Source organism: Acinetobacter nematophilus (genome assembly GCF_026344175.1).
In the GTDB taxonomy this organism is placed as follows: Bacteria; Pseudomonadota; Gammaproteobacteria; order Pseudomonadales; family Moraxellaceae; genus Acinetobacter; species Acinetobacter nematophilus.
Genome location: NZ_JAPKMY010000003.1, coordinates 228,118 through 242,731, shown reverse-complemented (window position 1 = coordinate 242,731; position 14,614 = coordinate 228,118). Strand labels below are relative to the sequence as shown.

Annotated in this window: 12 protein-coding genes; 3 read left to right on the top strand and 9 right to left on the bottom strand. The window is 39.5% G+C overall.

Features of this window, described 5'->3' with window-relative positions; translation table 11 throughout:
• Positions 1-27: 27 nt before the first annotated feature.
• The 8 genes from OSH00_RS08180 to dxs form a co-directional block, all read right to left on the bottom strand.
• Positions 28-651 (bottom strand): MlaC/ttg2D family ABC transporter substrate-binding protein, encoded by a 624-nt coding sequence (locus OSH00_RS08180; protein WP_196074419.1) that lies wholly within the window; start codon positions 649-651, stop codon positions 28-30.
• A gap of 20 nt (positions 652-671) precedes the next feature.
• Positions 672-1,349 carry an outer membrane lipid asymmetry maintenance protein MlaD gene (mlaD, locus tag OSH00_RS08175; RefSeq protein WP_266130019.1) on the bottom strand — a complete coding sequence of 226 codons (678 nt, stop codon included), beginning with the start codon at positions 1,347-1,349 and terminating at the stop codon, positions 672-674.
• Positions 1,349-2,128 (bottom strand): lipid asymmetry maintenance ABC transporter permease subunit MlaE, encoded by a 780-nt coding sequence (gene mlaE / locus OSH00_RS08170; RefSeq protein ID WP_266130018.1) that lies wholly within the window; start codon positions 2,126-2,128, stop codon positions 1,349-1,351. Before mlaE ends, mlaD begins: the two co-directional genes overlap by 1 nt.
• On the bottom strand, positions 2,125-2,943 hold the full coding sequence (locus OSH00_RS08165; RefSeq protein ID WP_004825229.1) for an ABC transporter ATP-binding protein: 819 nt from the start codon (positions 2,941-2,943) through the stop codon (positions 2,125-2,127). Before OSH00_RS08165 ends, mlaE begins: the two co-directional genes overlap by 4 nt.
• 430 nt (positions 2,944-3,373) lie before the next feature.
• Positions 3,374-5,242 (bottom strand): DEAD/DEAH box helicase, encoded by a 1,869-nt coding sequence (locus OSH00_RS08160; protein ID WP_009586057.1) that lies wholly within the window; start codon positions 5,240-5,242, stop codon positions 3,374-3,376.
• A 411-nt stretch (positions 5,243-5,653) separates the two neighbouring features.
• Positions 5,654-7,069 (bottom strand): hypothetical protein, encoded by a 1,416-nt coding sequence (locus tag OSH00_RS08155; protein ID WP_266130017.1) that lies wholly within the window; start codon positions 7,067-7,069, stop codon positions 5,654-5,656.
• Positions 7,070-7,316: 247 nt separating this feature from the next.
• Positions 7,317-8,147 carry an inositol monophosphatase family protein gene (locus OSH00_RS08150; RefSeq protein WP_196074423.1) on the bottom strand — a complete coding sequence of 277 codons (831 nt, stop codon included), beginning with the start codon at positions 8,145-8,147 and terminating at the stop codon, positions 7,317-7,319.
• A gap of 130 nt (positions 8,148-8,277) precedes the next feature.
• Positions 8,278-10,182 carry a 1-deoxy-D-xylulose-5-phosphate synthase gene (gene dxs, locus OSH00_RS08145; RefSeq protein ID WP_266130016.1) on the bottom strand — a complete coding sequence of 635 codons (1,905 nt, stop codon included), beginning with the start codon at positions 10,180-10,182 and terminating at the stop codon, positions 8,278-8,280.
• Positions 10,183-10,499: 317 nt separating this feature from the next.
• Between dxs and ribA the strand changes: the two genes are divergently transcribed.
• Together ribA and OSH00_RS08135 are read left to right on the top strand one after the other, a co-directional pair.
• The gene (ribA, locus tag OSH00_RS08140; RefSeq protein WP_196074425.1) at positions 10,500-11,102 is read left to right on the top strand and encodes a GTP cyclohydrolase II; all 603 of its coding nucleotides are present in this window, start codon (positions 10,500-10,502) and stop codon (positions 11,100-11,102) included.
• A 120-nt stretch (positions 11,103-11,222) separates the two neighbouring features.
• Positions 11,223-11,597: a DUF4844 domain-containing protein gene (locus OSH00_RS08135; protein ID WP_266130155.1), complete on the top strand. Its 375-nt coding sequence runs from the start codon at positions 11,223-11,225 to the stop codon at positions 11,595-11,597.
• Between the two features lie 209 nt (positions 11,598-11,806).
• On the opposite strand, the gene hemN is transcribed toward OSH00_RS08135, so the two are convergent.
• Positions 11,807-13,171 (bottom strand): oxygen-independent coproporphyrinogen III oxidase, encoded by a 1,365-nt coding sequence (gene hemN, locus OSH00_RS08130; RefSeq protein WP_266130015.1) that lies wholly within the window; start codon positions 13,169-13,171, stop codon positions 11,807-11,809.
• A gap of 275 nt (positions 13,172-13,446) precedes the next feature.
• Between hemN and hemF the strand changes: the two genes are divergently transcribed.
• Positions 13,447-14,388, top strand: coding sequence for an oxygen-dependent coproporphyrinogen oxidase (hemF, locus tag OSH00_RS08125; RefSeq protein WP_266130014.1), 942 nt, complete (start codon positions 13,447-13,449; stop codon positions 14,386-14,388).
• The last annotated feature ends 226 nt before the right edge of the window (positions 14,389-14,614 follow it).

Sequence of the window (14,614 nt, the reverse complement as noted above, 5' to 3'; positions counted from 1 at the left end):
CACCTATTTTAGCTCAATAAGATACGCTTATTTTTTTACGGCAGCATCGGCATCTGGTTTAAATGTCGCAATGGCTTTATCAATATTACCGCCATTACGTTGTACATTTGCCGCAAACTGATTACGGAATTGCAGCCCTAGATCAATACCAGACACATTTAAATTGCGTACTTTCCATTGGCTACCTGCATCAGATAACTGGAAAGATACTGGAATTTTTTCACCATTGTTATTGAAGTCAATCGTCACAACAGGGAATTTGCTGTTGGTCGCTTTATAAGGACGCATGGTATAGGTCTGATTTGAATACTTGGCAAAAGCACTACCATAATTTTCAATTAAGGTATTACGGAAGTTTTGTTCAAATTGAGCACGTTGAGCAGGCGTACTACTGTTGGCGTAGGTTCCCATCACAATACGTGTAAATGCTTGACCATCTACATATGGGTCAAGGTTTTGACGGACAATTGCTTTCACAGCAGCTGGGTTATTTTGCAATTTCCCATGCTCTGCTTTTAAACGTGAAATTAAACCATCAGCTACACGCTTAACAAATGCTGGAGGTGCTTCTGCTGGTGCCGCTTGAGCCGCTGTAGCGACCATTGTAGCCAAAACACTTGCAGTCAAAGTTTGTTTAAACAACATATTCATTTCAATAACTCCTCTAATGCTTATTCAACGAATGAAGTTTGAGCATCAGTTGTTTCAGTGGATGCAGATGTGTCTTTAGCATCTGATGCGCCAGCAGTTGTTTTTCCAGCACCACCCGTAATAAATTTGGTAATCAAATCTTCTAGATCCATCGTACCCTGCGTATTGGCAATACTTTCACCACGTTTAATATAGTTAATGCCGCCACCAGGAACAATTTTCAAATATTTTTCGCCTAAAAGACCATTAGTTGCAACCATTATGTAAGCATCTTCATCAATATTTGTGATGGATTTCATGTTACTTAAAAGTTGCGTTTCCATTTCTTTTTGTTTCTCAGGCGTTGCAGCCTGATAATCTGCACTGTAATGCAAATCACCTAAAGCATTTTCTTTGACTTTCTTCAGCTGTTCAGCATTGAAGGTTGTCAATGAACCATCTAAATCAAACTTTACTGTCGCTTGGCGTGTGACTGGATCAAGACTAATCGCTTCGACCTGTCCAATTTTCACCCCACTCATTGTGACTTTTGCACGTGGCTTTAATCCATTTACGTTGTCAAATGTTGCAGTCATTTCATAACTGTCTTTTAAGTTTGTGCCGACCAAGCCACTCACTTTCATTGCTAAAAAGAACAGAGCAATACCAAAGATGATGACAAAAACACCTACGGTCAGCTCACTAGTACGTGATTTCATTAAACACCTCCGAACATGACCGCAGTCAACACGAAATCAAAACCTAAAACACAGAGTGATGAATACACAACAGTACGTGTTGTAGATGTTGCGATTCCCTCAGATGTTGGTTCACAGGCATAGCCCTGATATACCGCAATCCAAGTACAAATTAAAGCAAAGACTAAACTTTTGATGATGGTACCGTTAAAGACATCTTTCATAAACTGAGTGCTACTTAAAATACCACTCCAATATGAACCTTCGTCCGCACCTAGAAAATCGACCCCGACCATTTTCCCGCCCATGATACCGATTGCGGCGAAAATGACAGAAAGCATCGGTAAACTCACAATGCCTGCCCATAACCGTGGAGAAATCACACGTTTCAAAGGATCAACACCGATCATTTCCATACTGGATAATTGTTCTGTAGCTTTCATTAAACCAATTTCAGCAGTCAATGCAGAACCTGCACGACCTGCAAAAAGTAATGCGGCAACTACGGGTGCAAGCTCACGCAACAAGGTTAATGCTACAGCAGCGCCTAGCATTGCTTCGCTACCAAAAGTCACCAAAATGTTATACATCTGTAGACCCAGAACTGCCCCAATAAACAGACCAGATACAGCAATGATCAAGAAAGACAGCACGCCCACACGGTACATCTGATAAATGAACAGTTTTACACCCAGCATTGTGGGAAGCGAAAATAAGATCCGCAACAACATCAGCATTGCCACACCAATGCCTTGAACACGTTCTAGAACGCGTCTACCTAATAAGGCAATAGCATTCATGAACTCACCTCATTGCTTAAATAAGCTTGATGGCTAAATTGATAATCCACAGGCCCTTCCACCGATCCTGTTAAAAATTGCTGCACAAATGGAGAAGCATGTTGTTTCAATTGCTCAGGCGTGCCCTCACCCTGTACCTTGCCTTCTGCCACCACATAAATATAGTCAGCAATAGACAATGTTTCATCCACATCATGTGAAACAATAATCGTGGTCAGATCCAATGCTTCTCGTAATGATCGAATCAAACGCGTTAAAACACCCATCACGATTGGGTCTTGCCCTGCAAAAGGTTCATCATACATGATCAAATCTGGGTCAAGCGCAATAGCGCGTGCAAGTGCAACACGTCGATTCATCCCACCAGAAAGCTCCGCAGGCATCAGCTTTTCAGCACCACGCAAACCAACTGACTCTAGTTTAAGCGCCACTAATTCTGCAATTAAATTTTCAGGTAAATGTGTATGTGCACGAATTGGAAATGCGACATTTTCATAGACCGTCATGTCTGTAAATAAGGCACCACTTTGAAAAAGCATCCCCATCCGTGCACGAGCCGAAAAAAGCTCACTACGTGACATAGATGCAATGTTTTTCCCATCAAGTAATACCTGCCCCTCATCAGGGCTTAGCTGACCACCAATCAAACGCAGCAAGGTGGTCTTACCTGTTCCTGATGGACCCATGATTGCAGTAATTTGCCCACGACGAATTTTTAAATCCACATTGTCGTAAATTACACGCTCACCACGGTTAAAACTTAAATTTTTGACTTCAATTAAAGCTTCAGCTTCGGAATGGCTTTGCTTATTCATAGCTGAACATTTTCCTGCATTTACCAGCTCACATACTATACTCTGAAATATCTATATTTTTTGTAATTAAAAGATAAAACTACGGCTTTAAACTCATATGTATTGTTTAAATAATATCATTTAAATCAAATGCATTGTTTTTTTACTTTTAAATTGCAGTGTTTTAATTGTACAACATCAGCTTATTTGAAAATGAAGCTATAAAAGAAATAGCCTACATTGGAAATCAATAAAGCTGAAAACATGTATAACATAATTGCCTCAAAAAAAATCATCGCCTTCATTTTAGACTCAATATTCAACAGAATAGAACAACCTAACTTTTTTACAAAATAAATTGAACTGCGTCACATTTTTTATTTTACCAAATACTTTTCAACTTGCAATAAAAAACCAGCCGAATGGCTGGTTTTTTATTGCAAAGACTTAATTAGTCATTGAATTTACGACGTGGACGGTCTGAATTAAATTCGCGCTTTGGACGATCTTCACCGCCAAAAGAACGTTTAGGACGATCTGAGTTAAACTCACGTTTTGGACGATCTTCACCACCAAAAGAACGTTTAGGACGGTCTTCAAAACCACCTTCACGGCGTGGACGGTCTGAGTTGAATTCACGACGTGGGCGATCTTCACCAAAAGAACGTTTAGGACGGTCACCGAAGCTACCTTCACGACGTGGTTTATAGTCTACGCTGTTGCCACGGTTGTCATCATTGAAACGAGGTTTATCATTAAACCCACCTTCACGACGCGGACGATCTCCGAAACCACCTTCACGGCGTGGACGATCTGAATTAAATTCGCGACGTGGACGGTCTTCACCGCCAAAAGAACGTTTAGGACGATCTTCAAAACCACCTTCACGGCGTGGACGATCCGAATTAAATTCGCGACGTGGACGGTCTTCACCACCAAAAGAACGCTTAGGACGATCTTCGCCATAAGATGGACGATCACCGCGAGGTTTGTCATCGAAGCTACGACGTGGACGATCATCACCGCCTTCACGACGTTTGAAGTTCGATTCACCTTCAAAACGACGCCCGCCACCGAAACCACCACGACCGCCATCACGACGACCACCACCGTTACGACCACGACCGCCATCACGACCACCGCGTGCAGGAGGTGGAGATGGCTCTAAACCTTCGATTTCAGAAACACTTAAACGCGCTTCCAAGTAATCTTCTAAAGCACGGATTTTACCGCGTTCACGATATGTTGCTAAAGTGATTGCTTTACCCGTACGACCTGCACGACCTGTACGACCAATACGGTGTACATAATCCTCGTTCTTCATTGGAAGACCAAAGTTAATCACGTGCGAGATTGTTGGTACGTCAAGACCACGTGCTGCTACATCTGTAGCAACAAGGATTTTTGCGCGACCTTCACGGATACTGCGTAAACGGCGGTTACGTACAGTTTGTGGCATAGCACCATGAAGTGCAACAACAGAAAGACCCGCTTCTGCAAGCTCTTCAGCCAACATATCTGTGTCTTCTTGAGTTGATGCAAACACAACTGCTTGATCGACATCTTCTTCATTTAACCAATGCGTAAGCAGTTTTTTCTTATGCTCAAAACCATCAGTCCAATGTAGGGTCTGGGTAATGTCGGTATTGGTAGAATGACCTGTTTCAATTGCAATACGTTCTGGATCATTCATCATGCGTTCAGCAAGGTTAATGATACGTGGTGCAAATGTTGCAGAGAACATTAATGTTTGTTTACGGTTTAAAGCTAAATCGCTAATCGCTTCCAGGTCTTCAGAGAAACCTAAGTCAAGCATACGGTCAGCTTCGTCAACAATCAAAGCATCAACTGAATCAAGTTTGATTTGACGACGGTTCACAAGGTCAAGTAAACGACCTGGAGTTGCAACAACAACTTGTGCACCTTTTAATTGTTGGATTTGCTTACCAAAAGGCATACCACCCATAATCGCAGCAACACGCACACCTTTCATGTGACGTACAAATGCAATCGCATCTTGACATACTTGCTGTGCAAGCTCACGAGTAGGCGAAATCACCAAAATATTGGGTTGAGTGACTGCTTTCATACGTTCTTTAAATGGTACAAATGTATCTTGACCAGCTAAAGCATTTAACGTTGGGAGTAAGAATGCAGCAGTTTTACCAGAACCAGTTTGACTTGATACTAAAAGGTCTTTTCCTTCTAAAGCCGCTGGGATAGATAATTCTTGAACAGGAGTCGGTGTAGTAAAACCAAGACTCTCGAGTGCTTTCTGTAGCGACTCGTCTAATGAAAATTCAGCAAAAGTTTTGCTCATAGAGATATTCACCCTAATGTGGGTGCTCCATTAATATATGGTCTGATGGACATCGGCAAAAAGCGGCACAGCAATAATCGCTGAAAATATAGAATCAGCGGCGATCCGAGAACGACGATGCGTATAACGCACATTTGATAACAGCCGCAACCTGAAGGAATCGCTTAAGCGATTGGGTGGGGCGCGAAATATTGTCCTCTCTTTGGACCGGACGCGCATACACAATATAGAAGAGAATGTTCAGGTAATGAACGAAATTTAGTGCGTGCGCGGAGTATAGCAGAGTTTATTAAAAAGTCACGAAGTTTTATTGTTTTTTCCTGTGACTTGTTTTATAAATCTACAGCATCTAAATGCATCACTATTATAGTTAAAAATAATGCTTTGTTCTTTATACTTTTTTCAACTCATTTATTTTTTTTGAATATCAACTAAGGGAGTTATTTTATTTCCCTTCCAATACTCTTCATCCCAAAATTTATACTCATCAAATTCTCCATGATTTTGTGGTCCAGATTTAAAACCGAACTTTGTCAAATAAACTTGTTTTTTGGCTTGATCAGGGAAAATAATATTGGCAGCTCGAATGATATTAAACCAATTACCTGCCGTTTTATCATTAAATGAGGCTATCCTAGTAAAGTAGCCATCAATCCATACTAACAGGCTTCCTCTTGGTACAGAATCGAGCATATGTGACTCTGAAATTTCTCTATAAGGATCTAAAGACAAATTATAAAATTTAGTCTCTTTATGTTTCAGTAAAACAGGTACTACGTTTGCTTCCAAATCCTTAAGTTTTGCCGCAGCTCCCATATATACAATATTTTGATAATTTAAGTCAGGTTGTCTCGAAAGAATATTATTTGCAACCATTGTTCCCATACTGTGACCAATAAGTGTAATTGCTGGTTTATTTGCCTGAAATTCACTTCTTTTTCGACATCTGATACCATCAATATTGAGATATTCCTCTGTACCGTTTATTTGAGATTTTGTATCTATTTTTTCCTTACATTCAATACCAACTAGAAGTTTTTCCAACCCTGTTTTTACGTTTTTTTGCCCTTTGAAAGCAGAATCATTATAGACCAATAACTCGGTTCTTCTTGACATAGAGTCCCACGCACCACTTCCAAGACCATCAACAAAAGGAGCAGTAATAAACTTTATGGGGTTTATAACAGGTAAAATGTCTTTCATATTTAATCCTGTAGTTTCCCCTGTCATTCTAATATTTATCAACTTTGGAGATTCGAGCATCTTAAGACTACTTCTATAAGCTTTTTCTTCTTTACTATCAAAAGCTTTAGGCTTAGGGACAGAAGCCTGAGACATTACTGATTCTGTTATAGCGCGAGGAGTATGAGAAACACTTTCAGCAATATCTTCAATCAAAATAAACGGAGAAGTTATTGGTCCTAAGTGAGGTCTTCTTTCACCATTTCTTATAAAAAGCAAATGGTCCCAGTAATTTGAATATGGACCAGCGGACCATCCTACAAATATTATAAAACTTTCACTATCATCATAATTTTCTAGAACTTGTGAAGCTTTTTGTGTAGCGTTTTTAAATGTATTTAAACCTCCATGAATAAAGATTGTAATTTTTTTCTTACCTGACTTTTCAAAATCTTCAATAATGTTATTAATATAAATATTTATATCATCATCACTTGTAACAATTTTACCCGTTGTAGGATCTTTTAGCTCACCTTTTTTATTTATATAAACCATATGTTTATTTATTTCAGGATATAATTTTTTTGGACTTGAAGAACAACCTGTTATGAATATTAAAAATATCAACATTAATATACTTTTCATTTAGAACTTCCTTAAATTATTATTTTTGAAGATTCATTCATGATAAGACAGTTTTTTGATCATAATTAATTTTAAAAACTATCGTATCAGGAGTATTTTTTAATATATCTAAACTATATTTTAAAATAAATATTTTATCACCATCTAAATATTATAATCCGATAAAAGAAAATCACTGCCTGAAAACAAAAAAGCCCTCATTCTCATGAAGGCTTTTTAAAACTCAATCTACACAAATAATTAAAAATTATTTCGCAGCTTCGCCCCATGCTGGAACAACTTGTTGCATCAATGGTTTTAACATTTTCATAGAACAAGCAATCACTTGACCATTTTCCATTGAGTCTGAACCACCGCGAGCATCAACAACTGTACCGCCCGCTTCTTTCACAATCAATTCACCTGCCGCAATATCCCAAGGTTTTAAACCAAGTTCAAAATAAGCATCTAAACGGCCAGCAGCAACATAAGCCAAATCGAGTGCAGCAGAACCTGCACGACGATATTGTGCGCCAGCATTTGTCACATTTAACAAAGATTCAAAATGGTTTTTTGCATAAGAAACAATTTCACCGTTACGTTTTGCACGATAAGCATGTCCTACGCCAACAAAAGTATTTTCCAGGCTGTCTTTCACATTGACGCGGATACGGCGTTGATTCAACATGGCACCGCGACCACGGCTTGCTGAGAATAACTCATCTTTTACAGGGTCATAAATCACACCGTGTTGAGTTACGCCTTTATGTTGAACGGCAATAGAGACACAGAAATGTGGGAAACCATTGATAAAGTTTAAAGTGCCATCAAGTGGATCAATCACCCAACACCAATCGGCATCGTGACCTTTACCTTCTTGTAGACCAAATTCCTCACCAAGGAAGCTGTGATTTTTATAACTTTTACGAAGTGTATCAATGGTAAGTTGCTCAATGTAACGGTCTACACGAGTCACTGGCCCATCAATCCCTTTTTCTTCGACTTGTAGATCGAGTTTATGACGATTTTGATGCGCTTTTAAAAGCTCTTGACCAACTAATTGAGCCGCACGCGCAGCCATCACCACCATAGGTTCCATTGAACACCCACTACAAATTTGAAGATACTGATAAAGAATAATGCATAAAAGCGCAGGCATTTTAACAAATATCTGCGCTTTTTGGGAAATTTTGTTTCTAAAATTTTACATGTTGATTTTTTACAATCATTTAGACATGTTGAACAAGTTTCAACCATGCCTGCTGGATTGAGTTTTGAATACCATCGGTATCCAGTCCACAGTCTTGAAGCATTTCAGTATGAGTTGCTTGAGCCAGAAACTCATCAGGTAAACCCAAGTTTAAAATCGGTTTAATGATTTGAGCCTGTGCTAAAAATTCGTTTACAGCACTACCTGCACCCGCCATAACGGCATGCTCTTCCACGGTAACAAACAAACTGGTTTTGTCTGCCAAGTCTTGAATAATCTGCTCATCCAATGGTTTGACAAAGCGCATGTTCACAACGCGAATTGCAATATCCAATTGCTGTGCCAGTTGTTTTGCTGCCTCTAACGCAGGTTGAACACGGCTACCAAATGCAAGGATACTCAAACCTTCATCATGTTCAGCATTGAGTTCTAATAATAATTCTGCTTTACCAATTTCAAGTTCAGTCAATTGCTGCTGAATTTCAACCCCTAAACCATTACCACGTGGATAGCGAACAGCTGTTGGACCTGGATATAAATAGGCCGTATGTAACATCTGACGGCATTCATCTTCGTCTTTTGGTGCCATGATCACCATATTCGGCACTGTACGCATATAAGCATAATCATAAGCCCCTGCATGGGTTGGGCCATCTTCGCCAACCAATCCAGCACGATCAATCCCAAAGGTTACATCCAGATTTTGTAAAGCGACATCATGAATCAATTGGTCATAACCGCGTTGCAAGAAGGTCGAATAAATTGCAACCACAGGTTTCAAGCCCTCGCAAGCCATCCCCGCAGCCAAAGTCACGGCATGTTGTTCTGCGATTGCAACATCAAAGTAGCGTTCTGGGAATTGCTTGGCAAACTGTACCATCCCCGAACCCTCACACATCGCAGGTGTGATGGCCAACAATCGTTGATCTTGTAAAGCTTCATCACATAACCACTGCCCAAATACATCTGAATATTTTGGTGCTGAGCTTTTAGCGGGTAAAGCGTGAATTTTACCAATGGCATGATATTTGATTTGATCAGCTTCGGCAGGCGCAAAACCTTTACCTTTTACCGTATATACATGGATTAAACGTGGACCTTTACGCTTTTTCAATGCATTGAATACTTGTACCAATTGCTCAACATCGTGACCATCAAATGGACCAAAATAATCAAAGCCAATCGCTTTAAATAAATTATCGGCTGCATCTGTTGCTGACTGGTGTAAACGAGAATTGTAGTCCCACTCTGGACAGTCTTGAACAAAAGCTTGTCCCTCTTCATCAATATTGATGAATTGGCCTTGTTCCCAAATTGCAGCTAAGTGCTTTGCAAAACCGCCTGTACTACACGAAATGGACATATCATTGTCATTGAGCACTACAATCAAATCAGCATTATGCGCAACAGCATCATTCATAGCTTCAAAAGCCATACCAGCCGTCATCGCACCATCGCCCACAATAGCCACGACCTCACAAGGGTCTTTTTGGTAACGACGTGCTAACGCCATTCCCAAACCTGCTGAAATTGCTGTTGAAGAATGACCAACACCAAAGGTATCAAACTCGGATTCTTCTCGTGCGGGAAAAGCCGCCAAACCATTTTTGGAACGGATCGTGGTTAATTGTTCCCGACGGCCTGTCAGTGCCTTGTGTGGGTATGCTTGATGCCCTACATCCCACACCAAACGATCTTTGGGTGTCTCAAAGCAATAATGTAAAGCGACAGTCAGTTCAATAACGCCAAGGTTTGCCCCAAAATGCCCGCCACTTTGTCCAGCAGCATACAAAATGAATTGACGCAATTCGTCCGCGACCTGCACCAATTGGCTTTGCTCAAGCTGACGTAATTGTTGAGGATGCTCTACTTCATCCAACAATGGCGTAACAGGACGTTGATTAGGTATTTCGGTATACAACATATGTGGCAAAGCCTTCTAAAGCCTGGCAAATCTAAGCTAGGTACACGGGTTAGCATGATTGTGAAAACAAATCATATCACATTCGATCAGCCACATTTATAATGATGCGTCATTGGATACTTCCAAGTCAGCAAGTGTGCTCTTGGTGTCAATTATCATGAATAATCTATCTATATATCAACTATTATCGTGCGCTTTATACAAAAAAGAATTTTTTATCGCAAAGTTATCTATAAAAACATGCTTTTCAATTCTACCAATGTCCAAGCATTACGCTATACTTTAGCTAATTTCTAAACAAATAGATGGAAGATTCTGTGTCAATAGAGTTTGTTGCCACTTCAAAATTACCCACCGCATATGGTGATTTTAAAATTTCTGTATTTCAAGATCCGCTGACAGGTGAAGAGCATGTTGCTCTTTCTAAGGGTTTAGAAATCGCTCCCACAAATCCTGTTTTAGTTCGCATTCACTCAGAATGTTTAACTGGCGATGCCTTTGGCTCATTGAAATGCGACTGCGGTCCACAGTTACACAACACCATGAAAATGATGAATGAAGCAGGTCAAGGTGTAATTTTATATCTACGCCAAGAAGGTCGCGGGATTGGTTTAACCAATAAAATTCGAGCATATGCTTTACAGGACCAAGGTCATGATACTGTAGACGCCAATTTATTGTTGAACCTCCCTGCTGATGCTCGTCAATATGACATGTGCAGCATTATGCTGGATCATTTGCAGGTTAAACAAGTCAAGTTAATCACCAATAATCCGTTAAAATTAAAAGCCTTAACGGATTTGGGCATAGATGTTGTCGACCGTGTTCCTTTAACTGTGGGTTTAAATAAATTCAACGAAGATTATTTAAAAACCAAACATGATCGTATGTCTCATATGTATGAGAAAGATGACTTTTAAATAATCTAAGTTAAATAATAGGAGACTGAACTAATGAAATTAAGCTCAATTTTATTTGCAATCAGTCTCCTTTTATTCAGCGCATATTGTCAGGCATCTGATTCAAAAGCCTAATCTACAATCATTCAACAATTAAGACAGTTCCAACAACAAAACCATTTTTTGCCCGAAATTTTTTTATATGCCGGGATCAAAAATCCTCAATTAAAGCAAAAACTCAATCAAAATTTAACCCATACAAGTCAAGCTTTTATTAAACTTTATGAGAGTCAAACACTACCCTCAAAAAAACAATTACTTAAAACACTTGCTGATGGTATCAATCAAATTGACCCATACAGCCTAGATACAGATGATAGAGAACAAGTTGCTGTTAGCTATGAAAAATTTTTAGATATTATTGACCTAGAAAGCTCAGATGAAATTTTAAATACTTGGGTATATGGTGAAGTCATTAATAAGTTAATCGAACAAAAAAAATCAGTAAAACCATAACATCTCTATTAATTCACTAATTTTATGAATAAAACATCTAGAAAGGTTTTGCTATCGCGGATGGCGACAGGGATGTCGCCGTTGGGCAAGGGTGACAGGAGTCCCCTTTGCCCAACAAAGGATTTTTGTTTCTTTTCATCCCTGAAAAGAAAGAAATCATCTGCACTTCTTCATCTAAGTGTTTAAATATAATATTTTGTAAAATACAATCAAATCGTCATCGAGAAAATCTGTGTTTCAGGTTTTCTTCGTTTTAAATGCAAATCAAAAGCCATACAAATATTACGAACAAAGGGCTTGCCTGATTCAGTAATTACAATCCGATCTGTTTCGATCGCCAACAAACCGTCCTGTTGCATTTCGATAAGCTGCTCAACAACCTGGGCGCGTTCTGCAAAATCCATAAACGGCTCAGCCCATGAAGTTTGAAAAGTACACATTAAATTTAAAATATGCCGACGGATTTTCAAATCTTCTGCACTCAGTACATGACCTTTTACGACAGGAATTTCATCACGCTCTAAACAAGCATAGTATGCCGCTATATCTTTTTCATTTTGTGCAAAGCTATACCAACTGTCGCTGATCGAAGAGACTCCAAGACCGATCATGACCTGCGTTTTTGAGGAGGTATAGCCCATAAAGTTACGATGCAATGTTCCAGCCTGAAAAGATTGATACATCCCATCTTTCGCTAATGCGAAATGATCCATGCCAATTTCATGATAACCATGCGCCAAAAGTTGCTTTTTCCCCACTTCATATAAAGTTCGCTTCACCTCATCTTTCGGTACATCGTGGTCTTTGAAACCACGTTGTCCATTGCCCTTGATCCAAGGAACGTGCGCATAACTATAAAAAGCTAAACGGTCTGGCATGAGACTGTTGGTTAAATCAATGGTTTTCAACACATCAGTTAGATTTTGAAAAGGCAAACCAAAAACCAAATCATGTGAAATCGAACTATAGCCAATCTCACGTGCCCATTTCGTGACATTGGCAACATGTTCAAAAGGTTGAATACGGTGAATGGCTTGTTGCACCGTATCATTATAATCCTGCACACCATAACTCACACGACGGAATCCTAGATCATACAATGCTTGTAAATGTGCTTTCGTGGTGTTATTTGGATGCCCTTCAAAGCTAAATTCATGACCTTCTGCAATATCCGCTTTGGCTAGAATCCCCTGAATAAGCTGCTGTAAATGTTCAACTGAAAAAAAAGTCGGTGTACCACCCCCCAAGTGAATTTCTTTAATCTTGGGTTTGTCTTGTAGTAATCGACAATACAGGTCCCATTCTTTTAAAACCGCTTGGATATAGGGTTGCTCCATTTCATGCCGCTTGGTCACTTTCTTATGACATCCACAGAAGGTACATAGACTTTCACAAAAAGGTAAATGGATGTATAAGCTGATCCCCTCACTTTGATTAGACTCATCAAAGGAGCGTTTTAACGTATGCTTCCATTGCTGCAGCGAAAAAGAGCTTTCATCCCAATACGGAACTGTTGGATAACTGGTATAACGTGGACCTGCCACATTGTATTTCTGAATTAAAGAACAACTCATATTCACTGCTCAGTACCGAATTAAGATTCACAAACCAATAAACGCACACCCATGCTTTTATCTTCAATCCATTGTGCTGAGCTTCAACATAGATTTCAACCTAGCGAATTGCTCGGGATTTTTTGTAAAAAACTTTAAATCGTCACGAACACGCTTATGTGCTGAACCCGTAGCAAAAGTATTCAAAAAAACACCTTCATTTTCCAATGGTTTTCTTTTTTAATGGTTTTATGCTTTGATGTATAAAATCTTTTTGTGCGCATTTGAGGATCGTCATGCAAAACCCAACCTCTGCTGATATTCAACGTGTTCGTACGTTTCTTGTCGATTTACAAGCGCGAATTTGTTCAGCTTTAGAACAACAAGAACAATTAGGTCAAGGGACTGCAAAATTTGAAGTGGATGACTGGCAACGACCTGAGGGAGGCGGTGGTCGTTCCCGCGTTTTACAAAACGGGACAGTGATTGAAAAAGGGGGTGTAATGTTCTCACATATCAATATTTCAAAACTTCCCGCTTCTGCAACTGAACGCCATCCCGCTATTGCAGGTGCTAAAGCTCAGGCTTTAGGGGTGTCGCTGGTCATTCATCCGAAAAATCCAAATGTTCCGACCTCTCATGCCAATGTTCGCTTATTCGTTGCTGAACCCGAAGGTCAAGAGCCAATTTGGTGGTTTGGGGGCGGTTTCGATCTTACCCCGTTTTATCCCAATCAAGAAGACGTGTTCAGTTGGCATCAAACCGCTTTTGATTTATGCAAACCCTTTGGAGAAGAGGTCTATACAGAGCATAAAAAATGGTGTGATGATTATTTCTATTTAAAACATCGAGATGAACAGCGTGGTATTGGTGGTCTGTTTTTTGATGATTTGAATCAATGGGATTTTGAAAAATGCTTTGAATATATACAAGCCGTGGGTAACGGTTATTTAAATGCCATCTTACCTATTTTCCAACGCAATCAGAATAAACCCTACACTGAAGCCCAACGGGATTTCCAATTGTATCGTCGTGGTCGTTATGTGGAGTACAATCTCGTCTATGACCGGGGTACATTATTTGGCTTACAAACGGGTGGGCGGATTGAATCTATTTTGGTCAGTATGCCACCGCTTGCAGCATGGTCGTACCGCCCTGAATGGGATGAACAGAGCCCAGAAAAACAATTAACCGATTATTATTTAAAACCTCATGATTGGTTGTCTGTACTCAAATGATCTAAAACAATCAAAAATCATTTTAAAAAGCTACCCTGTGACATGAGGTGGCTTTTTTTATATTGCACTAAAAACAAACGCTGAAAGATTTACTCACAATTAAGATGAGAATTATTCACAATAACGCAACTTTTTTAATTTAAATTAACCTTAAACTCGGCTACTATAGCAGACTTAAAATTTCCTTAATTTTTCCGATAAATTTATATTGAATATCAGAAGATTA

Bases quoted from the DNA above. Each gene is read 5' to 3' on its own strand.
- OSH00_RS08180 (WP_196074419.1), bottom strand. From the start codon at position 651: ATGAATATGTTGTTTAAACAAACTTTGACTGCAAGTGTTTTGGCTACA.
- mlaD (WP_266130019.1), bottom strand. From the start codon at position 1,349: ATGAAATCACGTACTAGTGAGCTGACCGTAGGTGTTTTTGTCATCATC.
- mlaE (WP_266130018.1), bottom strand. From the start codon at position 2,128: ATGAATGCTATTGCCTTATTAGGTAGACGCGTTCTAGAACGTGTTCAA.
- OSH00_RS08165 (WP_004825229.1), bottom strand. From the start codon at position 2,943: ATGAATAAGCAAAGCCATTCCGAAGCTGAAGCTTTAATTGAAGTCAAA.
- OSH00_RS08160 (WP_009586057.1), bottom strand. From the start codon at position 5,242: ATGAGCAAAACTTTTGCTGAATTTTCATTAGACGAGTCGCTACAGAAA.
- OSH00_RS08155 (WP_266130017.1), bottom strand. From the start codon at position 7,069: ATGAAAAGTATATTAATGTTGATATTTTTAATATTCATAACAGGTTGT.
- OSH00_RS08150 (WP_196074423.1), bottom strand. From the start codon at position 8,147: ATGGAACCTATGGTGGTGATGGCTGCGCGTGCGGCTCAATTAGTTGGT.
- dxs (WP_266130016.1), bottom strand. From the start codon at position 10,182: ATGTTGTATACCGAAATACCTAATCAACGTCCTGTTACGCCATTGTTG.
- hemN (WP_266130015.1), bottom strand. From the start codon at position 13,171: ATGAGTTGTTCTTTAATTCAGAAATACAATGTGGCAGGTCCACGTTAT.
- hemF (WP_266130014.1), top strand. From the start codon at position 13,447: ATGCAAAACCCAACCTCTGCTGATATTCAACGTGTTCGTACGTTTCTT.